Below are 24629 nucleotides of genomic sequence, written 5' to 3'. Positions count from 1 at the left end.
CAGCAGGGTCAGACGCGCGCTGTGTCGCGACGGAACCGCCATGCCGCGCCTCCCGCGAAGACCGCCAGCCAGGCCACCACGTTGACGCCTGCCGCCCAGCCGGGCGCGTGGCCGGTGAGGGGAGCGTGGGCCAGCTCGCTGAGCCCGTACATGGGCGTGAACTTCGCGATGGTCTGGAAGGTCTGGCCCATCTGGTCGAGCGGGGTGAAGAGCCCGCCGAGGAAGGCCAGCAGGGCCAGGCCCGGCCCGAGGATCTGCATGACGTTGTCGCTCGGGAGCAGGTAGCCCATGAACACCCCGAAGGCGGCGAAGACCAGGGACCCCACCCACGCGATGAGCGCCGTCTCCCACCACAGGTGGTGGTCCATCTGCGCCTGCGTGAACGACCCGGCGAGGTACACGACCGCGACGGACAGGCCGCCCAGGAGCATCGCCACGAGGACCTTCACCGCGATGTAGGCCGTCGGCGTCAGCGGGGTGAGCCGCAGCTGGCGGCTCCACCCCTGGCTGCGTTCGGTCGACACCATGGCCCCTCCCGCGGTGGTCGAGAGCATGGCGCCGTAGAGGGCCATCGAGATCATCACGTAGCTCGCGACATTGCCGTGCCCGGCGTTCTTCAGGGAGTAGTCCTTGCCGGTGCCGAAGAGCAGGAAGAAGACCACCGGCAGGACGATCGAGAAGATCACCGTGCGGCGGTTGCGCAGCAAGCGCCGCAGCTCGATGCGCAGCAGGGTCGAGTTGAACCCACCCAGGGGTGGGACGGCCCGCTCCGGGACGGTGCCGGTGGCGGTGGTCATGACTGGTCCTCCTCGGCGGTCAGCGAGATGAAGGCGTCCTCGAGTCCCCGAGAGGTGATCTCGAGGTCGTGGGCGTCGGTCGCGCTCAGCAGGTGACGGGCCACGGCGTCGCTGTCGGTGGTGGCGATGAGGACCGAGTCGCCACGCACCTCGACCGTCTCGACGCCTGGAAGTCCTTGCAGCGCAGGCACATCTGCATCCGGAAGGGTCGCGCGGATGGTGCGTCCGGACACCAGCGCCTTCACCTGGGAGGCGGTGCCGTCGGCGACCACCTGTCCGTGGCTGACCAGGACGATGCGGTCCGCGTAGGCGTCCGCCTCCTCCAGGTAGTGGGTCGCGAACAGCACGGTCCGCCCCTGCTCGGCGTCCTCGCGGATGGCAGCCCAGAAGTCCCGTCGGCCCGTGACGTCCATGCCGGTCGTGGGCTCGTCGAGCACGAGCAGCTCCGGGTCCGGCAGGAGCGCCATGGCGAAGCGCAGCCGTTGCTGCTGGCCGCCCGAGCACTTGCCGACCCGGCGGTCGCCGAGGTCGGAGATGCCTGCGCGGGCCAGCACCTCCGCGACAGGGCGGGTGTCGCTGAACAGGCTCGCGGTCAGGCGCAGCGTCTCGGCGACAGTGAGGTCCTTGAGGAGGCCGCCGGTCTGCATGACGGCCGAGATCAGTCCGTGGCGGACCGCGGCGGACGGCTCCATGCCGTAGACCTGCACGCTGCCGCCGTCCGGCCTCGACAGGCCGAGCATCATGTCGATCGTCGTGGTCTTGCCGGCACCGTTCGGGCCGAGGAAGGCGATGATCTCGCCGGGCCGCACGGTCAGGTCGATCCCCCGCACCGCGTGGACGCGACCGAAGCTCTTGGTGAGGCCTCGCAGCTCGATGGCCGGCACCGCGGTGGTGCGCGCCACCGGCAGCGTCTGCGTTGGTGAGCTGCCAGCCGACTGTGTCATGCCGACCACGGTGCCGTGGGCGGGCGTCGCGGTCCTCACACAGTCGTCATGAGCCGACCATGACGTCTGTCAGTCGCGCCGGCCGACGTTGAGGGCGACCGGGGTGGCCGGGTCGTCGGGTGCCGCGGTGGTGATCCGCGAGACGTCGAACACCTCGCCCGTGGTCGTCTTCCAGGCCAGGATCCAGCGACCGTGGCTGCCCACCGACTGGAAGAGGACGGTCTGGGCGTCCGCCCACCCGAGCACCGTGCAGCAGCCCTTGAACCGCCCGGTCTGCCCGTCGGGGTTCTCCGGCGCGAGCAGCACCGTGGCCGCCGCGGAGGAGGGCTCGACGACCAGCAGGCCCTGGTAGATCGGGCCGAACCCCCTGCGGATCACCGTCGAGGTGATGTTCTGGTCGAAGAACGCACCGGTGGCGGCCAGCCCCTCGGTGTTGACCGTCTCGCCCCACAGCCCCGACACCGGGCTGCGCACGGGCATGGACCCCAGCGGCACGCCGTGTGCATCGAACCTGGTGACGCGGACGTCGGCCGGCACCGTGTCGCTGGCCGTGACGCGGAAGGTGCCCTCGTAGCCGCCGCGCACGGGGACGGCCGGGGCCCCCGCCGTCGAGGGGTCGACGGTCCACGTGTTCTCCGCGTCGCGCGCGACGACCAGGCTCCCCGCGCCGTTCCAGCCGGCCCACTCCACGTGCTCCGAGGGGATCGGGTAGGACACCGTGGCACCCGTCTGGGTGTCGAGCCGCACGACGTGGTCACGCTGCGGGAAGACGACGTAGCGACCACCACCGCCGACCGCCCGCGGACCGAGGGGCGTGGCCTGGTTGCCGCCCGAGTCCGTGGTCCAGACGAGGGCGACGCCGGCGACCTCGAGCTGGCGGCCGTCGCCCGTGACGAGGACCGGGTGGAAGCGCTCGCCGTCCGCACGCAGGTAGACCGCCACGACCGAGGCCGGGGGCCGGGCCGGCGAGAACGCCTCGGTCCGGGCGCCGACGTCGATCGTCGAGGGCAGCCCGGCGTCGAAGTCGGGCAGCTGCGCCTCCTTGCCCTCCGGGGGCATGACCGCGTATGCCGTGCCGTCCGGGAGCGCGCCCCGGCTGGCCGAGGTGGTGGACGAGATGGCGGGGCCGGGCTTCGGGTCGTCCGACCCGCCCAGCTGGACGGCTGTCACGGCGAGCGCGGCCGCGGCAACGGCCCCCGCACCGGCCACGAACCTGCGTCGGCGGTTCCGCCGACCTTCGAGCGCCGCGTTCCACGCGTTCTCGGCGAAGTCGAGCTCGACGACGTCCTCCGCCGCCCGCTCCAGCAGGGCGCTCAGGTCACGGTCGGTCATGACGGCTCCTCGGCAGACGGGTGCGGTCCGGACGGGTGCGGTCCGGCCAGGTGCGGCGCAAACTCCGGCAGGAGGGTGCGCAGCTTGGCGAGCGCGGCGTGGGTCTGGCTCTTCACCGTGCCCACGGAGACCCCGAGCGCCTCGGCCGTGTCCGCCTCGCTGCGGTCCTCGAAGAACCTGAGGACCACGACCGCCCGTTGTTTCGGGGTCAGCTGCGCAAGGGCACGCAGCAGGTCGACGCGCTCCCCTGCCCGAGACGACCGGTCCGGCTCGATCCCCTCGAGCTCGAGCTCGGGGAAGAGCGACAGGCTCTCGCGCCTGGTCCGGCGCCACGACGACACCGCGTCGCGGTAGAGGATCCTGCGGACGTAGGCATCCGGGTTCTCGTGGCGCAGCCGCTCCCACCGCGTGGCGAGCTTGGCCAGGGCGCCCTGCAGGAGGTCCTCCGCGAGGTGCAGGTCACCGCAGACGAGGAACGCGGCGCGCAGGAGGCGGTGCTGACGGGCCCGCACGTACCGTGCGAAGTCCTCGTCCACGTCCTGCTGCATACCCACCTCCAGCCTGACGACTGCCTCGCCGACACTCCCCGGCGAGGGCTCTCACCCCAGTAACGCACGGGCGAGGCCAAAAGGTTGGCCCGCGGCATACCCGGGCAACGGGTGGTGCAGGAGGCGCTGCGGTCAGCAGCCGAGCAGGCGCCCGCCGAGGTACTCCTCGACCTTGTCGAGCGACACGCGCTCCTGGGCCATGGAGTCACGCTCGCGGATCGTCACGGCGTGGTCCTCGAGGGTGTCGAAGTCCACCGTGATGCAGAACGGCGTGCCGATCTCGTCCTGGCGACGGTAGCGGCGGCCGATCGCGCCGGCGTCGTCGAAGTCGATGTTCCAGTGCTGGCGCAGGGTGGCGGCGAGGTCGCGGGCCTTGGGCGACAGGTCGGCGTTGCGCGACAGGGGAAGCACCGCGGCCTTGACCGGGGCGAGGCGCTTGTCGAGCTTGAGCACGACGCGCTTGTCGACCCCGCCCTTGGTGTTGGGCGCCTCGTCCTCGGTGTAGGCGTCGACGAGGAAGGTCATGAGCGAGCGCGAGAGGCCCGCCGCGGGCTCGATGACGTAAGGGGTGTACTTCTCGCCGCTGGCCTGGTCGAAGTAGACGAGGTCGGTGCCGGAGTGCTCGCTGTGGGTCTTGAGGTCGAAGTCGGTGCGGTTGGCGATGCCCTCGAGCTCGCCCCACTCGCTGCCCGTGAAGCCGAAGCGGTACTCGATGTCGACGGTGCGCTTGGAGTAGTGGCTGAGCTTCTCCTGGGCGTGCTCGTAGTGCCGCAGGTTGTCGGGGTTGATGCCGAGGTCGGTGTACCAGCGGGTGCGCTCGTCGATCCAGTACTGGTGCCAGTCCTCGTCCTCGCCGGGCTTGACGAAGAACTCCATCTCCATCTGCTCGAACTCCCGCGTGCGGAAGATGAAGTTGCCGGGCGTGATCTCGTTGCGGAAGMTCTTGCCCGTCTGGGCGATGCCGAACGGCGGCTTGCGGCGCGCGGAGTTCATCACGTTGAGGAAGTTGAGGAAGATGCCCTGGGCGGTCTCGGGGCGCAGGTAGTGCAGGCCCGACTCGTCCTCGACGACACCGAGGTAGGTCTTGAGCAGGCCGGAGAACTGACGGGGCTCGGTCCACTGGCCGCGCGTGCCGCAGTTGGTGCAGGCGACGTCGGCGAGGCTGACGTCGTCGGGGTTCTCGATGCCCTTCTTCTCGGCCACGGCCTCCTGGAGGTGGTCGGCCCGGAACCGCTTGTGGCAGGACAGGCACTCGACCAGGGGGTCGGAGAAGGTGGCGACGTGGCCGGAGGCCTCCCACGTCTGGCGGGGCAGGATCACGGAGGAGTCGAGGCCCACGACGTCGTCGCGACCGGTGACCATGGTCCGCCACCACTGCCGCTTGATGTTCTCCTTGAGCTCCACGCCCAGCGGCCCGTAGTCCCACGCGGACCTCGTGCCGCCATAGATCTCACCGCAGGGGAAGACGAACCCGCGGCGCTTGCAGAGGGAGACGACGGTGTCGACGGTGGAGGGTGCAGCCATGCGCGCAAGGCTACTGTGCGCCTGCTCGCCCCTCGACGGGGTATGCCGCGCGGCCTACGCTCGACGGCACACCCACCGTCCGAGGGGGCACCGTGAGCGACCGTCCCGTCTCCGAACGCAGCCTCCGCATCGGCGACGCCGCCCCGTTCCGGATGTTGTTCGAGTTCGCCAGGAAGTCGGGCTACCAGGAGCGTCGGCTCGAGCCCGGCGTGCTGGACTTCACCTTCGGGGACCCGCACGAGATGCCGATCCCGGAGTACGTCGAGGCGCTGCGCGGTGCGGTCGTACCGCAAAACGAGCTGTGGTTCGCCTACAAGTTCAGCCTCGTCGAGGCGCAGGAGGCGGCCGCCGCCTCGCTGCGCACGGTGGTGGACCTGCCGTGGACCGCCGACCGGATCCGGATGACCACCGGAGGGTTCGGGGCGATCACCCTGTCGATGAAGGCCGTGGCCGACCCTGGCGACGAGGTCATCTACAGCCTGCCACCTTGGTTCCTCTACGAAGCGCTCGCGCTGGAGGCCGGCTTGGTGCCGGTCAAGGTCCGCATCGACCCCGACACGTTCGACCTCGACCTCGACGCGATTGCCGCCGCGATCACGCCCCGCACGCGGCTGGTCGTGGTCAACTCCCCCAACAACCCCACCGGCCGGATCTACCCGGAGTCCACGCTCCGCGCGCTGGCGGACCTGTTGGAGGCTGCCTCGGCCCGCAACGGCCGACGGATCTACCTCATCTCCGACGAGCCGTACAACCGGATCGTCTTCGACGGCGCACGGTTTCGCAGCCCCGCAGAGTTCTACCCCCACACGATGCTCTGCTACAGCTACGGCAAGACGCTGCTGGCCCCGGGCCAGCGGCTCGGCTACCTGGCCCTCCCGCCGCAGCTGCCCGAGGCGGAGCAGGTCATCGACGCCGTCGAGAGCCTGCAGGTGGCCGCCGGCTGGCTGTTCCCGAACGCCGTGATGCAGTACGCCGTCCCCCGCCTCGAGACGCTCTCGCTCGACGTGGCGCACCTGCAGGCCAAGCGCGACCGGATGACCGTGGCCCTGCGCGAGATGGGCTACGACGTCGCCACCCCGGAGGGCACCTTCTACCTCTTCCCGAGGTCGCCGGTGGCCGACGACGAGGCGTTCGTGGGCCTGCTCGCCGACGCCGGGGTCCTGGTGATGCCCGGGCGGCTGTTCGAGACGCCCGGGTTCTTCCGGATCTGCCTTACCGCCACCATGGAGACCATCGAGGCGAGCCTGCCGCACTTCGCGTCGGTCCTCGACCAGGTCCGCGCCGGCTGACGACCCAGCCGACCCGACGACATAGGGTTTCGCCCGTGCCCTCCCTGCGTGAGCGCGTCACCGACGCCAGCCTGCCCCTCGTCAACACCCTGAACCGGCTGCCGCGAGCCGTCCCCTTCCTCGTGGTGCTCGCCCTCATGGTGGCCGGGATCTTCGTGTCGGGCTGGGGCTGGGTGTTCCTGGCCGTGGTGGTCGCCTTCCTGGCGTGGACCCTCTACCTGGCCTGGCCCGCGCTCGACTCGGGGGCGCGGGCAGGACGCGTCGCTGTCCTGCTCATCGCCGTCGCCATCACGGTCACCCAGGCGCTGCCCCGCAGCTGACGACTTTGACAATCGTTCTCATTTAAGATGAGAATGATTGTCATGACGCTTCGCCCCCTCGGTCTGCTCGCGGGCCTCTTGTCCATCGCCGTGGTCTCCGCCTGTGGCGCGACCGGGGGGCAGGGCGCCGACGACGGTCGGCTCGAGGTCGTCGCAGCCTTCTACCCCCTGCAGTACGCCGTGCAGCAGATCGGCGGCGCGCACGTCGCGGTGCAGGGCCTGACCAAGCCGGGGGCCGAGCCCCACGACCTCGAGCTGAGCCCGCGCCAGGTCGCCACGATCGCCCAGGCGGACGTCGTCGTCTACGAGTCCCACTTCCAGCCGGCGGTCGACGCCGCCGTCGGTGAGCAGGCGAAGCAGACCGCACTCGACGTGTCCGCCGCAGCCCGACTGGACCTCGTCGCGGTCGAGGACGCCCACGAGCACGGCGCCGAGACCGCGGAGGAACACGCCGCGCACGGCGCCCGGGACCCCCACTTCTGGCTCGACCCGCTGCGGTACGCCGACGTCGGCGACGCGATCGCCAGCCGGCTGGCCGAGCGCGACCCGGCCAACGCCGCGGCCTACCGGGCCAACGCAGCGGCCTTCCGCGCCTCGATGACGACCCTCGACGACGAGTTCCGCACCGGTCTGAAGACCTGTGCCATCGACGAGCTGGTCACGTCGCACGCCGCCTTCGGCTACCTGTCGCAGACCTACGGCTTCCACCAGGAGGCGATCACCGGGCTGACCCCCGACGCCGAACCGAGCCCGGCCGCCATGGCCGAGCTCACCCGACACATCCGCGAGACCGGAGCGAGCACCGTGTATGCCGAGACGCTCGTCAGCGAGGACGTGGCCCGCACGCTCGCCCGGGAGACCGGTGCCAGACTGGCCGTGCTCGACCCCATCGAGGGCATCACCTCCGCCTCCGCCGGCCGCGACTACCCGAGCGTGATGCGGGCCAACCTGCAGGTCCTGCGCGCGGGACAGGAGTGCTCATGACGACCACCGAGTCCACGCCCATCATCGAGCTGCGGCACGCCTCCTTCGGCTACGCCGACCAAGCCGTGGTCACGGGGGCCACCCTCGCGATCCACCCCGGTGAGGTCGTCGCGGTCCTCGGGCCCAACGGCTCGGGCAAGTCCACCCTCGTGCGCGGGCTGCTCGGCCTCAACGACCACCTCGGCGGGGACGTCGAGCTGTTCGGCCAGCCGCGCGAGTCCTTCTCCGACTTCGCCCGGCTGGGCTACGTCCCCCAACGACACACCCTCTCGGCGTCGGTGCGCGCCACGGTCGCGGAGATCGTGGCCGTCGGCCGCCTGTCGCACCACCGGTGGTGGCGTCCGGTGCTCAGGTCGTCGCAGGATGCCGCGATCATCGACCGCGCCCTCGATGTCGTGGGGCTCAACGACCGCGCCCACGCCGACGTCGCCACCCTGTCGGGTGGGCAACAGCGCCGCGTCCTCATCGCCCGCGCCCTCGCCTCCAACCCCGACGTGCTGCTCATGGACGAGCCGACCGCCGGCGTCGACACCGCCAACCAGCAGGTGCTCTCCACCGTCCTCGCCCGGCTCGCTGCCCGGGGCACGACGATGGTCATCGTCACGCACGAGCTCGCAGCACTGGCAGACATCGTCACCCGGATCGTCGTGGTGCAGGGTGGCCACCTCGTCTTCGACGGTTCACGGGACGAGTTCGCTTCCAGGACAGGCGAGTTCGTGTCATCGGCCGACCACCACCACCACGAGGACGAGAACCGCGTGAGCTCCCCCAGGCTCCCCGGCGCCCCGTCGGCCGGCCCACTCGACCCCCGAGGACAGGTGCACTCATGAGCGAGCTCCTCTCCCTCGACTTCATGCGGCAGGCCCTCATCGCCGCAGTCCTGGTCGGCATCGCCGCCCCACTCGTCGGGGTCTTCCTGGTGCAGCGTCGGCTCTCCCTGATCGGCGACGGCATGGGCCACGTGGCGCTCGCCGGCGTGGCCGTCGGGGTCCTCACCGGGCAGGCACCCGTCCTCACGGCCCTGGTGGCGGCGGTCGCCGCCGCCGTGGCCATCGAGCTGATCCGCGGGCGCGGTCGCACGAGCGGCGACATCGCCCTCGCGGTGATGTTCTACGGCGGCATCGCCGCCGGCGTGGTCATCATCGCCAAGTCGCCGAGCAGCAGCCCGGCCAACCTCACGGCATACCTCTTCGGGGCCATCACCACCGCCGACCAGAAGGACCTGTGGGTCTTCGCGGGGCTGGCGCTGGTCGTGCTCGTCGGCACCTGGCTGCTGCGCCCGTGGCTGTTCGCGGTGGCCAACGACGAGGAGTACGCCCGAGCCAGCGGGCTGCCCGTGACGGGGCTCAACATCGCCCTCGCCGTGCTCACCGCCGTGACCGTCGTCGTCTCGATGCGGGTCGTCGGGCTCCTGCTCATCAGTGCGCTGATGATCATCCCCAACGCCACCGCGCAGCTGCTCGGTCGCAGCTTCCGGGCCTCGACCCGCTGGGCGGTCGCCGTCGGCGTGGTCTCCAGCGTCGGGGGCGTGATCGCGTCGTTCTACGCGGAGACCCCGTCGGGCGGGACGATCGTGCTCCTGGCGATCGGCTTCTTCGTCGTGGCGGCCACGGTGACCGCGACGGTTGCCAGGGCCCGCGCCCACCAGCACCGACGGGCCGAGCGGCACGACCACGAGCACGGCCCGGAGTGCGGCCACCCCGCGGTCGCCCACGGTGACCACGTGGACTACGTGCACGACGGCCACCGGCACGCCCCGCACGAGGGCCACTACGACGAGCACGACTCGAGCCAGCACGCCAAGGAGGCGGCCCAGCCATGACCGGCACCCGCGAACGCCCCACTCTCGAGGGCACCCGTCGCCCCACGCGGCAGCGCGCTGCCGTGGCAGCGGTGCTGGCGGAGAACGACGAGTTCCGCTCCGCCCAGGAGCTGCACGCCATCCTGCGCGACACGGGAGACAAGGTCGGCCTCGCCACCGTCTACCGCAACCTCCAGGCAATGGCCGCCGACGGCGAGATCGACATGCTCCGCACCGACGACGGCGAAGCGGTCTACCGCGCCTGCTCGACCGGTCACCACCACCACCTCGTGTGCCGCGTGTGCGGACGCACCGTCGAGGTCGAGGGACCGACCGTCGAGGCCTGGGCGAACAAGGTCAGCGCCGAGCACGGGTTCACCGACGTGCACCACACCCTGGAGATCTTCGGCACCTGCGGGGCCTGCTCGACTCAGTAACCTTTGCTAGCAAAGGAAACTGGCAGGTGGACAGGTTGCAACCTGTCCACCAACGAGCAACCTTTGCTAGCAAAGGTTCCTGGAACCCGCGGCTAGGTCGCGGCCCGGTCGACCGCCCCGCCGTAGCGGCGGTCCCGTTCGGCGTAGGTCTGGATCGCGGCCCACAGGTGGCGTCGGTCGTAGTCGGGCCACAGGGTGTCCTGGAAGACCATCTCCGCGTAGGCGCTCTGCCACAGCAGGAAGTTCGACGTGCGCTGCTCGCCCGACGACCGCACGAACAGGTCGACGTCGGGCATGTCCGGCTCGGGGAGGTGGCGCGCGATGGTCTTCTCGTCGATCGATCCCGGCTTGAGCTTGCCGCGCTGCACCTGCTCGGCGATCCGCTGCACCGCGTCGGCGATCTCGGCGCGTCCGCCGTAGTTGACGCAGAAGTAGAGCGTCAGCCCGGTGTTGTCCTTGGTGAGCTCCTGGGCGGTCTCGAGCTCCTTGATGACCGAACCCCAGAGGCGCGGGCGCCGACCCACCCAGCGCATCCGCACGCCCCACTCGTGGAGCTGGTCGCGGCGCCGGCGGATCACGTCGCGGTTGAAGCCCATCAGGAAGCGCACCTCGTCGGGGCTGCGCTTCCAGTTCTCGGTCGAGAACGCGTAGGCCGACAGGTGGGTCACCCCGGCCTCGATCGCGCCGGCCGTCACGTCGAGCAGCGCCGCCTCACCGGCCTCGTGTCCCTTGGTGCGCGGGAGACCACGCTGGTTGGCCCAGCGGCCGTTGCCGTCCATGACGATGGCGATGTGGCGCGGCACGAGCTCCCTTGGGAGAGAGGGAGGTTGGGCTCCGCTCGGGTGGGCGAACGGCTTCGGGTAGACCATGCTCACGCCTCGGCCGCCTGGGCCGCCTGCGCGGCGGCGTGCGCCTCTTCCACCGTGTCCACCACGCTGAGCGGGGCCGGCGCCCACGTCACGCGGGAGTCGAGTCGCGGCTGGGCGTCGGGGTCACGTCGGTCCACGAGGCGCAACGATCGCACACCCTTCTCGAGGTGCCACTGGAGGAAGGCGCTGGCCAGGGTGCTGCCCTCCCTGCGGTGGCGTCCCTGGGACGCGTCGGCGAGGACCCAGTCGCCGGCGAGCAGGGCCGCCAGCAACGACAAGGTCTCCGGCGCCGGCGCAGCGGAGCCGACCGGGCGGCATACCGGGCACACCGTGCCACCCGCCGCGAGGTTGAACGCGCGGTGCGGACCCTCGGCGCCGCACCGGGCGCAGTCGTGGAAGCTCGGCGCCCAGCCCGCGATGGCGAGCGCCCGGAGCAGGTAGGCGTCGAGCACCAGGCCGGGGTCGTGCAGCCCCTCGGCCATCGAGCGCAACGCGCCCTGGAGCAGGAGGTACTGCTGGAGGTTGGGCTCGCGCTCCTCGGTGAGCCGGTCCGCGGTCTCGAGCATCGCGGCCGCAGCGGTGTAGGTCGTGTAGTCGCGGGCCAGCACGTCACCCCACGAGGCGAGCGACTCGGCCTGGGTCACGGTGTCGAGGTTGCGGCCCTCGTAGCACTGGACGTCGACCATCATGGCCGGCTCCAGCCGAGCCCCGAACCGGCTCTTGGTGCGGCGCACCCCCTTGCCGACGACCCGCACCTTGCCCAGACCGCGGGTGAGCAGCGTGACGATGCGATCGGCCTCACCCAGCTTCTGGGTGCGCAGGACGATTCCCTCGTCGCGGTACAGGGGCATGGCCCCATTGTCGCAAGTCCCGTCCCGGAAGCCGGTATGCCGTGCCGATGGTCAGCCGCGCAGCCCCAGCCCGAAGAAGGCGAGGCCGATGATGACGAGGATGACCACGACCGCGACCAGGCCCGCCCAGATCCCACAGGCCAAGCCGCGGGCCAGCGGGTCGTCCTCGGCGCGACGCTCGGTCATGGGACGACGGTAGCGTCACGCGCCATTGGATGCCGTGTCGGGCTAGAACACCTGTTCGAATGTGGGTTAGAGTGCCCTCATGTCCACGGCATTCCAGGGCTCCCTGCTCGACACCGGTGACGACATCGCGCTGCACTCCCTGACCGACGGCCTGCACCGCACCCCGCTCAGCCGCGGGGCCTGGGTGGACTACCGTCCCGGTTGGCTGGCCGGCGCCGACACGCTGTTCGAGCTGCTCCACCACGAGGTGCCATGGCACGCCGAGCGGCGTGAGATGTACGAGCGCATGGTCGATGTGCCCCGGCTGCTCAAGTTCTACGACGAGGACGAGGTCCTGCCGCACCCCGCCTTGACGCAGGCCCGTGAGGCGCTGAGCAGCCACTATGCCGCCGAGCTGGGCGAGCCGTTCGCGACCTCGGGACTGTGCCTCTACCGCGACGGTCGCGACTCGGTGGCGTGGCACGGGGACCGGATCGGCCGGTCCAAGGACCTCGACACCATGGTGGCCATCCTCTCCGTCGGCTCGGCGCGCTCCCTGATGCTGCGTCCGCGGGGCGGGGGCCCCTCGATGGGCTTCTCGCTCGGTCACGGCGACCTGGTCGTGATGGGCGGCTCGTGCCAGCGCACCTGGGACCACGCAATCCCCAAGACGACCAAGGCGGTCGGCCCGCGGATCTCGATCCAGTTCCGTCCCCGCGGGGTGCGCTAGGGCACCCGGGCCTGTCCCGTTCCGCGCCCTGTGGGCTCGTGCGTGTGGCAGCATGTGGGCCGCGCGGACGCGGGATCCGTGCACGGAGACCATCGGGGGATCAGGTGACACGGGCTCTCGATGTCCAGGACGACGACGGACATCGGCCGGGTTTGAGCCTGCGACGGCGCCCTCTCACCCTCGCCGCCGCCCTCGTGGCGGCAGCGGCCACACTGCTGGCCTCCGGGTGCGAACGCTTCCCGGCACCACGCACGTCGGACCGGTCGGCGGCCCCCCGGTCGGGACCGACAGTGGTCGGTGGGTGGTCGCGCGTCGCCACGCCCGATGAGCTGTCCGGGCCGATCGACACCGTGGGCGTGATCGGGATGATGTTCGTCGGGCGGCGCGGCGACGGATCGTGCCTCGAGGAGATGGATTTCGATCGACGGTTCGCCTGCGTGGCCTGGCTGCCCTCCCAGCACGTGATGGCCTTCGACACCGCCGCCGAGTGGTCCCTGCTGGCCAGCTCGAGGCCGGCGGCGACCCCCCAGCTGTACAGCGCTGACACCCAGCTTCCGGTGCGGTGGGCCCTCGAGCTGCACGACCCCCCAGCGACCGCGCGGCGGCTGGCTGCCGACGGCACCATGGACGACGCCGTCAAGGTCCAGTCGGTCGCCATCGACGACGATGGCGTCTTCCCCATCGCAGCGGGCACGACGACCACCGCCGGCGGCGATCGGCTGGGCGTCTGGACCCTGCAAGAGGACCACTTGGTCAAGGTGGCTCCGCCGGACGGCCAGGGCTGCTGCGTGGTCGAGCCCGGCAGCGTGGTCCGGGCCGCCGGCACCGACCCTCAGGTTCTAGTCGCCGCCTCCGTGCGCGATGCGACCGACTCTGACGGGCCCTATCGGGTGCGCGCATGGGCTGGCTGGAGTGATGACACTGGTCCCGACAGCTGGACCTGGGCGGAGCAGCGGCTGGCGACCTCACTGGAGGTGCTGACCGACGCAGTGGGCGACACGCTGGACACCTGGCTCGCCGGGACCTCCCACGGCACCGCGGTGGTCCTGCGGACGTCGGAGCACCGCCGCGGGTTCGAGCGCGTCGAGCTACCCGACATCCCCGTGGACCCGGATGAGCCCGTCCTCGTCGTTGCCCTCTCTTCGTTCGCCGACGACGACGCTCTCGTCCTCGCCGTGCAGACGCCGACGGGCGGACAGGTCTGGACCCATCACGACTCGGGGTGGAGGTCCGTGGATCTCCCGAAGGGTGTGGTGGTGGACGCGGCCGTGTTCGACGGCACGGCCTACGTCACGTTGCGCGACGACTCCGGCCACATCACCCTGTGGCGTCAGAGGGTCATGGCGAGCACCATCGTGGAGGAGCTGGGCGGCCCGGACGAGATCGGCGACTACGTCCCCCGTGGCTACCTGGACGAGGTCCGCCGCGAGGACTGGCACGACTGAACACCATCGCACCGCTGAGGCGAGGTAGGCCGGGTGGCCGGAGCCGGCGCGGCATACCTCTCGTCACTCGGCGAGGGTCATCCGCTCCGCACGGTTCACGGCGGAGAGCACCGCGGTCAGGGACGCCTTGACGATCGAGGAGTGCAGTCCGACACCCCACAGCACGCGGTCACCGACGGCGCACTCGACGTAGGCCGCAGCCTTCGCGTCGCCACCGGCCGACAGGGCGTGCTCGGCGTAGTCGAGGACGCGGACGTCCACGCCCAGCGTTGACATGGCATCGATGAACGCCGCGATGGGGCCGTTGCCGGTGCCCTCGACGGTGACCTCCACACCACGGTCGAGCATCGTCGCGCTGATCCGGTCGACACCGCCCTGCTCGCTGAGCAGCGAGTGGCTGATCGGCGTGAACCGGCCCCAGGTGTTGACCGCACCGTCGACGGCCGGCAGGTACTCGTCCTGGAAGATCGACCACAGCTCGGCCGCGCTGACCTCGCCGCCCTCGCTGTCGGTCTTGGCCTGCACGACGCCGCTGAACTCGATCTGGAGCCGGCGCGGCAGGTCCAGCTGGTGCTCCGCCTTGAGCAGGTAGGCGACGCCACCCTTGCCCGACTGGCTGTTGACCCGCACCACGGCCTCGTAGGACCGGCCCACGTCGTGCGGGTCGATCGGCAGGTAGGGCACGCCCCAGACGAGCTCGTTGATGGACTTGCCGCTGGACGCCACTTGGCGCTCCATGTCCTCGAAGCCCTTCTTGATCGCGTCCTGGTGCGAGCCGGAGAACGCCGTGAAGACGAGGTCGCCGCCCCACGGGTGGCGCTCCCCCACCGGCAGCTGGTTGCAGTGCTCCACGGTGCGACGGATCTCGTCGAGGTCGGAGAAGTCGATCTGCGGGTCGATGCCCTGGCTGAAGAGGTTCATGCCGAGCGTGACCAGGTCGACGTTGCCGGTGCGCTCGCCGTTGCCGAACAGGCAGCCCTCGATGCGGTCGGCGCCGGCGAGGTAGCCCAGCTCCGCCGCGGCGACACCGGTCCCCCGGTCGTTGTGCGGGTGCAGGCTGACGACGATCGACTCGCGCCGCTCCAGGTGGCGGACCATCCACTCGATCGAGTCGGCGTAGACGTTCGGGGTCGCCATCTCGACGGTGGCCGGCAGGTTGATGATCATCTTGTGGTCCGGGGTCGGGTCGATGACGTCGGCCACCTCGTTGCAGATCCGCACCGCGAACTCGAGCTCGGTCCCGGTGTAGGACTCCGGGCTGTACTCGTAGTAGACCGTCGTGTCGGGGATGGTCTCCTCGAGCTTGCGGCACAGGCGCGCGGCCTGGAGCGCGATGTCGACGATGCCGTCCTGGTCGAGCCCGAAGACCACGCGTCGCTGCAGGATGGACGTCGAGTTGTAGAAGTGGACGATGGCCTGCTTGGCGCCGCGGATCGAGTCGAAGGTGCGCTCGACGAGGTGGTCGCGACACTGCGTCAGCACCTGGATGGTGACGTCGTCGGGGATCATGTCGTCCTCGATCAGCATCCGCACGAAGTCGAAGTCGGTCTGGCTCGCCGAGGGGAACCCGACCTCGATCTCCTTGTAGCCCATCCGCACCAGGAGCTCGAACATCCGCTTCTTGCGGTCGGGGCTCATCGGGTCGATCAGGGCCTGGTTGCCGTCGCGCAGGTCGACGGCGCACCAGCGCGGCGCCTGCTCGATGACGCGGGTGGGCCAGGTGCGGTCGGGGAGCGCGAAGGGGATCTGGTCCTGGAAGGGGACGTACTTCGCGACCGGCATGCCCGACGGCTGTTGGGGGTGGATCATGGTGTCTCGCCTCACGATTCGCTGCAGTTGGCCGTACTCAGGGTCTCAGCCGGCAACGCGAACTCCGCGACGAGGGGCGGCTGATCGGTCAGGCCCCGCCGCGGCGGCGAAGGAGGAGGCGCAGTGAACGCACGGGTCGAGGGTATGCCGCGCGCCCGGCATCCGTCCAACGTGCGAACCTGCTCGCCCACCATCCGGACGCAGGGCGGGTAGGTTGCCGCCATGATGATCCGACCGGACACCCTCGCGGCCATCAGGGCGGGCGACGTCGATCTCGCCTTTCGGCGCTGGGACCGTCCGAGGGTGGTCGTCGGCACGAGGCTGCGCACGCGCGTCGGCCTGCTGGAGGTGACGTCCGTCGAGAAGGTCGCCCCGTCGCGGATCAGCGCCGAGGAGGCCCGGCGAGCGGGCGCGAAGTCGGTCGTCGAGCTGCGCCGGATGCTGGAGGCCAAGGCCGACCGGCCGGTCTGGCGGGTTGGGCTGCGCCACGCGGGCGCCGACCCGAGGGAGCAGCTGCGCGCCACGGTGCCCGAGGCCGACGAGGTGGCCGCGATCCGCGAGCGCCTCGACCGGCTCGATCGCGCGTCGTCGATCGGCCCGTGGACCCGGGCGACGCTGGCGATCATTGACCGCTCCCCGACGGTCCGGGCGCCGGAGCTCGCCGCCGAGCTGGGGCGCGACACCCCGAGCTTCAAGCGCGACGTCCGCAAGCTCAAGGAGCTCGGGCTGACCGAGTCACTCGACATCGGCTACCGGCTGTCGCCCCGTGGGGCGGCCGTGGTCGACGCCGAGTCCGGCGCTGCATGGCTCGACCGGCCGACCGCCCCCGAGGGCACTCCCCTGCCCCGCATCGGCGCCCCCGCCACCCGAGCACTGCGGGCCGAGGGGATCTGGACCCTCGAGCAGGTGCGGGACCGCAGCGAGGGAGGGCTGGCGGCGCTCCACGGGGTGGGACCGATCGCACTCCGGTTCCTGCGCGAAGCCCTGGCCGAGCGCGGGTGGACGTTCGCCGAGGGTGGTCAGTCGAAGATCCCCGAGTAGGCGTTGAGCGCGGGCTGTCCACCGAGATGCGCGTAGAGCACCGTCGAGTCCTTCGCGATCTCGCCGGACGTCACGAGGTCCACGAGACCGGCCATCGACTTCCCCTCGTAGACCGGGTCGATGATCATGCCCTCCAGCCGACCGCTCAGCAGGATCGCCTCGATGGTGGAGTCGACCGGGATGCCGTAGAGATCGCCGGCCCAGCCCTCGAGCACGGTCACCTCGTCATCGCGGAGCGGCCGGTCGAGGCCGATGAGGTCGGCCGTGTGCTGCGCGATGCGGCGGACCTGGTCGCGGGTCTTGTCGATCGTGGCCGAGGCGTCGATGCCCAGGACCCGGCGCGGGCGACTGCCGGCGTCCTCGAGGGCTGCGAACCCGGCGATCATGCCGGCGTGGGTCGAGCCGGTCACGGTGCAGACGACGATGGTGTCGAAGAAGACCCCGAGCTCCTCCTCCTGCTGGATCACCTCGTGGGCCCAGTTCGCGAACCCGAGGCCGCCCAGCCGGTGCTCGGAGGCCCCGGCGGGGATGCCGTAGGGCTTGCCCCCGGACTCCTCGACCTCGCGCAGCGCGTCCTCCCAGGACGAGCGGATCCCGATGTCGAAGCCGTGCGGGTCGAGCCGAGCGTCGGCCCCCATGATCCGCGACAGCAGGATGTTGCCGACCTTGTCGTTCACCGGGTCGTCCCAGTCCACCCACTTCTCCTGCACCAGGCGGCACTTGAGCCCGAGGTGTGCCGCGACCGCCGCGACCTGCCGGGTGTGGTTGGACTGGTAGCCACCGATCGACACCAGCGTGTCCGCGCCCTGCGCGAGGGCGTCGGGGACGATGTACTCGAGCTTGCGGGTCTTGTTGCCACCAAAGGCGAGCCCGCTGTTGCAGTCCTCGCGCTTGGCCCAGACCTGCGCGCCACCAAGGTGCTTGGTGAGACGCGCCAGCCGGTGCACCGGGCTCGGGCCGAAGGTGAGCGGATAGCGCTCGAAGTCGTGGATCGACATGCGGATCTCCTCGGGTCAGGTGTCGAGCAGGGGGGCAAGGGTCTGCCAGGTCTGGTGGGACACCTCGGCGGCCGCCTCCCGGTCCCCCGCCTCGCACAGGTCGATGAGCCGGGCGTGCAGGGCGACGGAGCCACGGCCCGACAGCGAGCTGAACCGCAGCCGCTCCACCCGCCGGAGCACCGGGGTGAACTGGTCGAGGACCGCGGCGAGCGCGGCGTTGCCCGCCGCCGCGACCGGTATGCCGTGCAGCTCGTCGTCGGCGGCGAGGGCCCCCTCCGCGTCGCCGGCCCCCAGAGCCAGGCGGAAGCGCGCGTTCGCGGCGCGCATGCGGGCGAGGTCGTCGGCCGTCAGCAGGCCGACCGCGTCGTGGACGGCGAGCCGGTGCATCTCGGCCACCACCGCCTGGGCGTCCCGAGCCGCCCGGGTGTCGAGCGAGGCCACCGTGGTGGAGCGACCCGGGAGCGCGGCGACCAGCCCCGCCTGCTGGAGGCGCAGCAGGGCCTCGCGCACCGGGGTGCGGCTCACGCCGAGCCAGGCCGCCAGCTCCTGGTCGCGCAGCTGCTCGCCGGGGCCGAGGGTGCCGTCGACGATCGCGTCGCGCACCCGGCGATAGACGTCGTCGCGCAGCAGGGCACGGGAGACCGGAGGCTGCGGCGCGGGGACGGGCACGCGATATATTGCATATCAGTTGGGTCGGCCGGTCAAGGGCTGCTCAGCTCCTGGACCCCGTCGAGCTCCGCGATCGAGGCCGTCGAGAAGACAGGGGACCACAGCAGGAAGAGCACCGACAACGAGCCGCCGACCGCCGCGACGACCATGGTCGGCGCCAGCCCGATCCACTCCCCGACCAGACCACCGAGGACCGCGCCGAGCGGACGGATGCCGTAGTTCACCGTCGAGAACGCTCCGGTCACGCGGCTTCGCACGCCGTCAGGCGTCACCGCGGTCATCAGGGCGTTGAGCGGGATGTCGAGGCACATGACGCCCAACGCGGAGATGAACTCCACGAGCGCCAGCACACCCGCCCGCGACCAGGTCGGGCCGCCCGCCAGGGGCAACAGCGCAAAGGGAGCTGAGAACACCACGGCGCCGACCGCGATGGTGCGCCCGAGCCCGATGCGACGCGTGAGCGGCCCAGCGAGCACCGTGCCGAGGAGACCACCGGTCGCACCGATGCCGAGGGCCAGGCCGATGACCCCGGCCGACAGGCCCAGCTCGCGGCTGGCGAAGAGGATCAGCAGCGCACCGGCCATCAGGTTGAACAGGTTGATGGTCGTGGCGCACGCGAGCGAGGCGCGCAGGTAGCGGTCTTTCAGCACCAGGCCCATGCCATCGCGCGCCCGTCGGAGCAGCCCCGCCTCGTTCGAGGTGTCGACCGGCAGCTCGCGCAACCGCACCCTGCCGATGAGCACCGCAGAGATGGCGAAGGTGACCGCGTCGACCAGCATGGCGACCGGCGCCGTGACCGCTTGGATCAGCCCACCGGCCACCGCCGGCCCCGCCACGAACGACGCCGACCGCGTGCCGCTGAGCAGGCTGTTGGCCTCGACGAACTGGTCACGCCGCACCAGCGCGACGAAGAAGCTGGGGTTGGACGTCTGGTAGAGGACCTGACCGGCTCCCGCGAGCAGCGCCACCGCGAAGAGCTGGCCCATCGTGATCGCCCCCAGGAAGTGGGCGACGGGCAGGCTGAGCAGCACGACGCACCGCAGCAGGTCGGCCGCGATGAGCAGCCGGCGCTTGCGCACCTGGTGGTCGACCCAGGTGCCGACGAACAGCGACAGCAGGTTCGGCGCCCAGACCGCAGCTGTCAGTAGGCCCACCGTGGGGGCACTGGCGTGCAGGGCGGTCACCGCGATCAGCGGGAGCGCCAGCTCGGTGATGCGGTCGCCGAACTGGGAGATGCCCTGCCCCGCCCAGTACGTGGCGAACCGGCGGTCCCGCCAGAGCGGGGCCTTCGTGGTGGTCGTCGTTGCCGCGGACTCGCTCATGGGGTCTCGTCCACCTCGGAGCCGTCCTGCGCCTCGGGAAGCACGTAGCGCAGCATCCGAACGTTGCGGCCACCGGGCACGGCCTGGCGGTTGGCCCGGCGGTGCACGAACGGTGCGAGCAGGTGCTCGATGGCCGACTCCACCTCAGCCAGCTCCTCGGCGGTGACGACGACCGTGGTGTTGGACAGGCCCGCCGACCGGCGCCAGTCGTCCTCGAGCAGGGGCTCGGTCTCCCGGGTCCAGGCGCGAGGCAAGGGCTCGGCCTGGTCGAACAGCACGTGGGACAGCAGGGTCGCGGCGTCCCGGCCCGCGTCGTCGGCGGGTGGGACGAAGCGGAAGCCCGTTCCAGCGGCCTCCCACCACCGCTGACGCCCGTCCGACTCCACGTCGGCGTCGCGGACCAGGCCGTGCTCGGCGAGGTGGCGCAGGTGCCAGCTGGTGACGGACGGAGTGGCCCCGACGAGCGGCGCGAGGGCCGTCGCCGTGCTCGGACCGTAGCCCTGGAGGCGGCTGAGGATCGCCAGCCGGACGGGGTGGGCGAGCGCCCGCATGGCCCGAGGGGTGAGCTCGACGTCGCCGTACGGGTTGTCACCGCGCTGCTCCGACATGACCGCTCCAGACGGTGGTGGGAATTGTGAGAGAACTCGTGCTTGAGAAGTAATTGTGAGAGGACTCTCTCACAATATTCTCCGGGTGTCACCGGGAAAACCACGTGCGTCCGGACCCACACCCCGGCACGCTTTCGCCCATGGATCTTCCCGCCGGGCTGGTGGCCCGCCCGCTGTCCCCCACCGACGCCCAGGCCGTCTACGAGATCGTCGCCGCGGCCGAGACCCATGACGTGGGTGAGGCCGCCATCGAGGTCGAGGACATCGAGGGCGACTGGGCCCGCGGCAGCTTCGACCTCGCCACCGAGAGCATCGGCATCTGGGACGGCGACCGGCTGGTGGCCTCGGGTGAGGTCTTCAAGGGCCGCCGCGCCGACGCCTCCGTGCACCCGGACCACCGGGGTCGCGGCATCGGCACCTGGCTCGCTGGCTGGCTCGAGGACTGCGCCCGGCAGCGCGGGTCGCACCTCGTGGGGCAGACCGTCCCCGGAGACACTGACCCCGAGAGGTTCTTCCAGGCTCGCGGGTACCGCGAGGGCTGGACGTCCTGGGTGCTCCAGGTGCCGGCAGACCGCCCCATCGAGCCGCAGCCGCTGCCGGAGGGATACACGCTCCGCGAGTTCGAGGGTCCCGCCGACGGCCGGGTCGCCTTCCAGCTCATCGAGGACGCCTTCAACGAGTGGCCGGACCGGGACCCCTCGACCTTCGAGGACTGGGCGCCCCGCGGGCCGCTGCGGCCCGGCTTCGAGCCGTGGCAGATCCGGTTCGTCGTCGACCCGCAGGGCACCGAGGTCGGGGTCTGCTACACGATCCTGGCCGGCGCCACCGGCTACGTCGACGCCATCGCGGTGCGGAACGACCAGCGCGGACTGGGCCTGGCCAGGGCGCTCCTCGTGGATGCGTTCGAACGCGCGCGGGACCACGGTGCCACCGTGAGCGAGCTCTCCACCGACTCACGCACCGGCGCCCTCGGTCTCTACGAGCACGTGGGCATGCAGGTCACCCAGACCTGGCGGCACTGGATGACCGACCTCTGAGCGCCGACGGCTGAGCCCGGTGGTCGCGCAGCCTACTCGGGAGTAGCGTGGCGGCAGGAGGCGATCACATGACCAGTGACGTCGAGCAGGGCCAACCGACCGTCGATGCGACCGAGCGCGAGTCGCGAGCCGTGGCCGAGGCGGCGCGCGAGTCCGACTGGAACCGGCCGAGCTTCGCCAAGGGGCTCTACCTGGGGCACTTCGACCTGGACCTCGTGCACCCGCACCCGCGGGCCACGCCCGAGGACCAGGCCCGGGGTGAGGAGTTCCTCGTCCGGCTGCGCGAGGTGTGCGAGGGCATCGACGGCGCGCAGATCGAGCGCGACGCACTGATCCCCGACGACGTGCTGGCCCGACTGGCCGACATCGGCGCGTTCGGGATGAAGATCCCGCGCGAGTACGGCGGCCTCGGCCTCACGATGTCCGCCTACGGCCAGGCCCTCATGCTGGTGGGCTCGGCGCACCCGAGCCTCGGCGCGCTCCTGTCGGCGCACCAGTCCATCGGCGTCCCCGAACCCGTAAAGCTCGTCGGCACCGCCGAGCAGAAGCAGGCCTTCCTCCCCCGCTGCGCTGCCGGCGCGATCTCGGCGTTCCTCCTGACCGAGCCCGACGTCGGCTCGGACCCGGCCCGCATGGGCAGCACCGCGACCCCCACCGAGGACGGCACGGCATACCTCCTCGACGGGGTGAAGCTGTGGACCACCAACGGCGTGGTCGCCGAGCTGCTCGTCGTCATGGCGCGCGTGCCCGCTCGCGACGGGTCGAAGGGCGGGATCACCGCCTTCGTCGTCGAGGGGACGGCCGAGGGCATCACGGTCGAGCGGCGCAACTCGTTCATGGGGCTCAAGGGGATCGAGAACGGCCTCACCCGCTTCCACCAGGTGCGGGTGCCGGCCGAGAACCGCCTCGGCAAGGAGGGCGACGGCCTCAAGATCGCCCTCACGACCCTCAACGCCGGTCGGCTGTCCATCCCGGCGATGTGTGCCGCGGCCGGCAAGTGGGCGCTGAAGATCTCGCGCGAGTGGTCCGCCGAGCGCGTGCAGTGGGGGCGGCCGGTCGGCGAGCACGGTGCGGTGGCCGAGAAGATCGCCTTCATCGCGGCGACGACCTACGGCCTCGAGTCGGTGCTTGAGCTCTCGGCCCAGCTCGCCGACGCGGGCAGCAAGGACATCCGGATCGAGGCGGCCCTGGCCAAGCTCTGGGCGTCGGAGATGGCGTGGCAGATCGCCGACGAGCTGGTCCAGGTGCGCGGCGGGCGCGGCTACGAGACGGCCGAGTCGCTCCGGGCCCGCGGCGAACGCGCCGTCCCGGCCGAGCAGATGATGCGCGACCTGCGGATCAACCGGATCTTCGAGGGCTCCACCGAGATCATGCACCTGCTCATCGCGCGCGAGGCCGTCGACGCCCACCTCAAGGCTGCGGGTGCGCTGGCGGAGAAGGACGCCTCGCTGGAGGACAAGGCGCGAGCCGCCGCGGGCGCCAGCGGCTTCTACGCCAAGTGGCTCCCCCAGCTCGTCGTCGGCAAGGGTGCCGCACCCACCTCGTATGCCGAGTTCGGCGCCCTGGCCACGCACCTGCGGTTCGTGGAGCGGTCCAGTCGCAAGCTCGCCCGGCAGACGTTCTACGGCATGTCGCGGTGGCAGGCGAAGATGGAGTACCGGCAGGCGTTCCTGGGGCGGGTCGTCGACATCGGGGCCGAGCTGTTCGCGATCGCGGCCGCCTGTAGCCGCGCAGAGATGCTGCGCACCGACGACGCGGAGCGCGGACGCTCCGCCTACCAGCTCGCCGACGTGTTCTGCCAGCAGAGCCGGCTGCGGGTGGAGCGGCTGTTCACCGCCCTGTGGTCCAACAGCGACGATGCCGACATGAGGCTCGCCAAGGGCGTGCTGGCCGGCGACTACACCTGGCTCGAGGAAGGGGTCATCGACCAGAGCGAGGGCACCGGGCCGTGGATCGCCCCGTGGTCCCCGGGCGCCAGCGAGTCGGAGTCGGTCTGGCGGGCGGTCCGCTGACCTTCCGAGCCCCCGTGCCCGGGTCCGCGGCGAACCTCAGCGGCGCTTGAGCAGCTCCTCGGCGATCTGCACCGCGTTGAGGGCGGCGCCCTTGCGCAGGTTGTCGCCCACCACGAAGAGCACCAGGCCCTTGCCTGCCGGGGCGGCCTGGTCGACCCGCACCCGACCGACGTAGACCTCGTCACGCCCGGCCGCCTCGAGCGGGTTGGGCACGTCGGTCACGACGACGCCGGGAGCCTTGGCCAGCAGCTCCAGCGCGCGCTCGGGCGTGATGTCGTCGGCGAACTCGGCGTGGATGGCGAGCGAGTGACCGGTGAAGACCGGCACCCGGACACAGGTGCCCGACACCAGCAGGTCGGGGATGTGCAGGATCTTGCGCGACTCGTTGCGCAGCTTCTGCTCCTCGTCGGTCTCGAGCGACCCGTCGTCGACGATCGACCCTGCCAGCGGGATGACGTTGAAGCCCACCGGCACCGCGTAGACGTTCGGGGCCGGGATCTGCACCGCGCGCCCGTCGAGGGCCAGCTCGGCAGGCTCGCCCGCGGCATACCCACCGCGGAGCTGGCCGTCGAGCTCCTGCACGCCCTTGCCCCCGGAGCCGGACACCGCCTGGTAGGACGCCACGGTGAGGCGGACCAGCCCGGCCTCGTCGTGCAGCGGCTTCAGGACCGGCATGGCGGCCATCGTCGTGCAGTTGGGGTTCGCGACGATCCCCTTGGGGATGGTGTCGAGGTCGTCGGCGTTGACCTCGCTCACGACGAGGGGGACGTCGGGGTCCTTGCGCCAGGCCGACGAGTTGTCGACCACGACCGCTCCCGCGGCCGCGACCTTGGGAGCCAGCTCCTTCGACGCCGCTCCCCCGTTGGAGAAGAGCGCGATGTCGATGCCGGAGAAGTCAGCCGTGGCCGAGTCCTCGACGGTGACCTCGCCACCCGCCCACGGGAGCGTCGTGCCGGCAGACCGCGCCGACGCGAAGTAGCGGATCTCGTCGACCGGGAAACCCCGCTCGGCAAGGAGTGCGCGCATGACCGAGCCGACCTGCCCGGTGGCCCCAAAGACACCAATTCTCATGGGACCAAGGATAGGTCGGCTCGGTC

At 71.1% G+C, this 24629-nt stretch carries 25 protein-coding genes; 11 read left to right on the top strand and 14 right to left on the bottom strand.

All coding sequences use genetic code 11. The features are described 5' to 3' along the window. Window positions 1–8 precede the first annotated feature (8 nt). The 5 genes from ACXJKD_RS16970 to ACXJKD_RS16950 form a co-directional block, all read right to left on the bottom strand. Window positions 9–797, bottom strand: coding sequence for an ABC transporter permease (locus tag ACXJKD_RS16970; RefSeq protein ID WP_457255828.1), 789 nt, complete (start codon window positions 795–797; stop codon window positions 9–11). Continuing rightward, on the bottom strand, window positions 794–1741 hold the full coding sequence (locus ACXJKD_RS16965) for an ABC transporter ATP-binding protein (RefSeq protein ID WP_457255826.1): 948 nt from the start codon (window positions 1739–1741) through the stop codon (window positions 794–796). Before ACXJKD_RS16965 ends, ACXJKD_RS16970 begins: the two co-directional genes overlap by 4 nt. Window positions 1742–1810: 69 nt before the next feature. Next, entirely contained in the window at window positions 1811–3073 is a 1263-nt protein-coding gene (locus ACXJKD_RS16960) for a hypothetical protein (protein ID WP_457255825.1), read from the bottom strand. After that, the gene (locus tag ACXJKD_RS16955; protein WP_457255823.1) at window positions 3070–3621 is read right to left on the bottom strand and encodes a SigE family RNA polymerase sigma factor; all 552 of its coding nucleotides are present in this window, start codon (window positions 3619–3621) and stop codon (window positions 3070–3072) included. The genes ACXJKD_RS16960 and ACXJKD_RS16955 overlap by 4 nt, the downstream gene beginning before the upstream one ends. Window positions 3622–3753: 132 nt before the next feature. Then, on the bottom strand, window positions 3754–5145 hold the full coding sequence (locus ACXJKD_RS16950) for a glycine--tRNA ligase (protein ID WP_457255821.1): 1392 nt from the start codon (window positions 5143–5145) through the stop codon (window positions 3754–3756). 92 nt (window positions 5146–5237) lie between these two features. On the opposite strand from ACXJKD_RS16950, the gene ACXJKD_RS16945 reads away from it, so the two are divergent. From ACXJKD_RS16945 to ACXJKD_RS16920, 6 genes are read left to right on the top strand one after another with little or no spacing between them, the layout of a single operon-like run. Further along, window positions 5238–6434 (top strand): aminotransferase class I/II-fold pyridoxal phosphate-dependent enzyme, encoded by a 1197-nt coding sequence (locus ACXJKD_RS16945; RefSeq protein ID WP_457255819.1) that lies wholly within the window; start codon window positions 5238–5240, stop codon window positions 6432–6434. A gap of 35 nt (window positions 6435–6469) precedes the next feature. After that, on the top strand, window positions 6470–6754 hold the full coding sequence (locus tag ACXJKD_RS16940) for a DUF6703 family protein (RefSeq protein WP_457255818.1): 285 nt from the start codon (window positions 6470–6472) through the stop codon (window positions 6752–6754). A gap of 42 nt (window positions 6755–6796) precedes the next feature. Next, a complete protein-coding gene (locus ACXJKD_RS16935; protein ID WP_457255816.1) occupies window positions 6797–7738 on the top strand; it encodes a metal ABC transporter substrate-binding protein in 942 nt (313 codons plus the stop codon). Next, on the top strand, window positions 7735–8568 hold the full coding sequence (locus tag ACXJKD_RS16930) for a metal ABC transporter ATP-binding protein (RefSeq protein ID WP_457255814.1): 834 nt from the start codon (window positions 7735–7737) through the stop codon (window positions 8566–8568). The genes ACXJKD_RS16935 and ACXJKD_RS16930 overlap by 4 nt, the downstream gene beginning before the upstream one ends. After that, the gene (locus ACXJKD_RS16925; RefSeq protein ID WP_457255813.1) at window positions 8565–9560 is read left to right on the top strand and encodes a metal ABC transporter permease; all 996 of its coding nucleotides are present in this window, start codon (window positions 8565–8567) and stop codon (window positions 9558–9560) included. The genes ACXJKD_RS16930 and ACXJKD_RS16925 overlap by 4 nt, the downstream gene beginning before the upstream one ends. Continuing rightward, the gene (locus ACXJKD_RS16920; protein WP_457255811.1) at window positions 9557–9976 is read left to right on the top strand and encodes a Fur family transcriptional regulator; all 420 of its coding nucleotides are present in this window, start codon (window positions 9557–9559) and stop codon (window positions 9974–9976) included. The genes ACXJKD_RS16925 and ACXJKD_RS16920 overlap by 4 nt, the downstream gene beginning before the upstream one ends. 92 nt (window positions 9977–10068) lie before the next feature. Here the strand turns inward: ACXJKD_RS16920 and ACXJKD_RS16915 are convergent, their stop codons facing one another. The 3 genes from ACXJKD_RS16915 to ACXJKD_RS16905 are packed head-to-tail and all read right to left on the bottom strand — an operon-like array spanning window position 10069 to window position 11882. Next, window positions 10069–10845: an isoprenyl transferase gene (locus tag ACXJKD_RS16915; RefSeq protein WP_457255809.1), complete on the bottom strand. Its 777-nt coding sequence runs from the start codon at window positions 10843–10845 to the stop codon at window positions 10069–10071. A 2-nt stretch (window positions 10846–10847) separates the two neighbouring features. Further along, window positions 10848–11696: a DNA repair protein RecO gene (gene recO / locus ACXJKD_RS16910; RefSeq protein WP_457255808.1), complete on the bottom strand. Its 849-nt coding sequence runs from the start codon at window positions 11694–11696 to the stop codon at window positions 10848–10850. A 51-nt stretch (window positions 11697–11747) separates the two neighbouring features. Then, complete coding sequence (locus ACXJKD_RS16905; protein WP_457255806.1) at window positions 11748–11882, bottom strand: hypothetical protein; 135 nt, start codon at window positions 11880–11882, stop codon at window positions 11748–11750. A 79-nt stretch (window positions 11883–11961) separates the two neighbouring features. On the opposite strand from ACXJKD_RS16905, the gene ACXJKD_RS16900 reads away from it, so the two are divergent. Next, window positions 11962–12591, top strand: coding sequence for an alpha-ketoglutarate-dependent dioxygenase AlkB (locus tag ACXJKD_RS16900; RefSeq protein ID WP_457255805.1), 630 nt, complete (start codon window positions 11962–11964; stop codon window positions 12589–12591). Window positions 12592–12743: 152 nt separating this feature from the next. Beyond that, window positions 12744–14036: a hypothetical protein gene (locus tag ACXJKD_RS16895; RefSeq protein WP_457255803.1), complete on the top strand. Its 1293-nt coding sequence runs from the start codon at window positions 12744–12746 to the stop codon at window positions 14034–14036. A 63-nt stretch (window positions 14037–14099) separates the two neighbouring features. On the opposite strand, the gene leuA is transcribed toward ACXJKD_RS16895, so the two are convergent. Further along, complete coding sequence (leuA, locus tag ACXJKD_RS16890) at window positions 14100–15845, bottom strand: 2-isopropylmalate synthase (protein WP_457255802.1); 1746 nt, start codon at window positions 15843–15845, stop codon at window positions 14100–14102. A 222-nt stretch (window positions 15846–16067) separates the two neighbouring features. On the opposite strand from leuA, the gene ACXJKD_RS16885 reads away from it, so the two are divergent. Continuing rightward, on the top strand, window positions 16068–16886 hold the full coding sequence (locus ACXJKD_RS16885; protein ID WP_457255800.1) for a hypothetical protein: 819 nt from the start codon (window positions 16068–16070) through the stop codon (window positions 16884–16886). Here ACXJKD_RS16885 and ACXJKD_RS16880 read toward each other — a convergent pair. Genes ACXJKD_RS16880 through ACXJKD_RS16865 form a run of 4 tightly spaced genes read right to left on the bottom strand, consistent with a single transcriptional unit; the run spans window position 16865 to window position 20483 of the window. Further along, window positions 16865–17884 carry a 1-aminocyclopropane-1-carboxylate deaminase gene (locus ACXJKD_RS16880; protein ID WP_457255799.1) on the bottom strand — a complete coding sequence of 340 codons (1020 nt, stop codon included), beginning with the start codon at window positions 17882–17884 and terminating at the stop codon, window positions 16865–16867. The genes ACXJKD_RS16885 and ACXJKD_RS16880 overlap by 22 nt on opposite strands. 15 nt (window positions 17885–17899) lie before the next feature. Next, complete coding sequence (locus ACXJKD_RS16875; RefSeq protein ID WP_457255797.1) at window positions 17900–18553, bottom strand: GntR family transcriptional regulator; 654 nt, start codon at window positions 18551–18553, stop codon at window positions 17900–17902. Between the two features lie 32 nt (window positions 18554–18585). Further along, window positions 18586–19875 carry an MFS transporter gene (locus ACXJKD_RS16870; RefSeq protein ID WP_457255795.1) on the bottom strand — a complete coding sequence of 430 codons (1290 nt, stop codon included), beginning with the start codon at window positions 19873–19875 and terminating at the stop codon, window positions 18586–18588. Then, window positions 19872–20483 carry an ArsR/SmtB family transcription factor gene (locus ACXJKD_RS16865; protein ID WP_457255794.1) on the bottom strand — a complete coding sequence of 204 codons (612 nt, stop codon included), beginning with the start codon at window positions 20481–20483 and terminating at the stop codon, window positions 19872–19874. Before ACXJKD_RS16865 ends, ACXJKD_RS16870 begins: the two co-directional genes overlap by 4 nt. A gap of 140 nt (window positions 20484–20623) precedes the next feature. Between ACXJKD_RS16865 and ACXJKD_RS16860 the strand changes: the two genes are divergently transcribed. Then, window positions 20624–21520, top strand: coding sequence for a GNAT family N-acetyltransferase (locus ACXJKD_RS16860; RefSeq protein WP_457255792.1), 897 nt, complete (start codon window positions 20624–20626; stop codon window positions 21518–21520). 68 nt (window positions 21521–21588) lie between these two features. Continuing rightward, complete coding sequence (locus ACXJKD_RS16855; RefSeq protein ID WP_457255790.1) at window positions 21589–23532, top strand: acyl-CoA dehydrogenase family protein; 1944 nt, start codon at window positions 21589–21591, stop codon at window positions 23530–23532. Between the two features lie 36 nt (window positions 23533–23568). On the opposite strand, the gene ACXJKD_RS16850 is transcribed toward ACXJKD_RS16855, so the two are convergent. After that, window positions 23569–24603, bottom strand: coding sequence for an aspartate-semialdehyde dehydrogenase (locus ACXJKD_RS16850; RefSeq protein WP_457255789.1), 1035 nt, complete (start codon window positions 24601–24603; stop codon window positions 23569–23571). Between the last annotated feature and the right edge of the window lie 26 nt (window positions 24604–24629).

The sequence above is a fragment of the Pedococcus sp. P5_B7 genome, from assembly GCF_054049895.1.
Note: the sequence above shows the minus strand (reverse complement) of the source record. Positions and strands in the feature narration are given on the sequence as shown.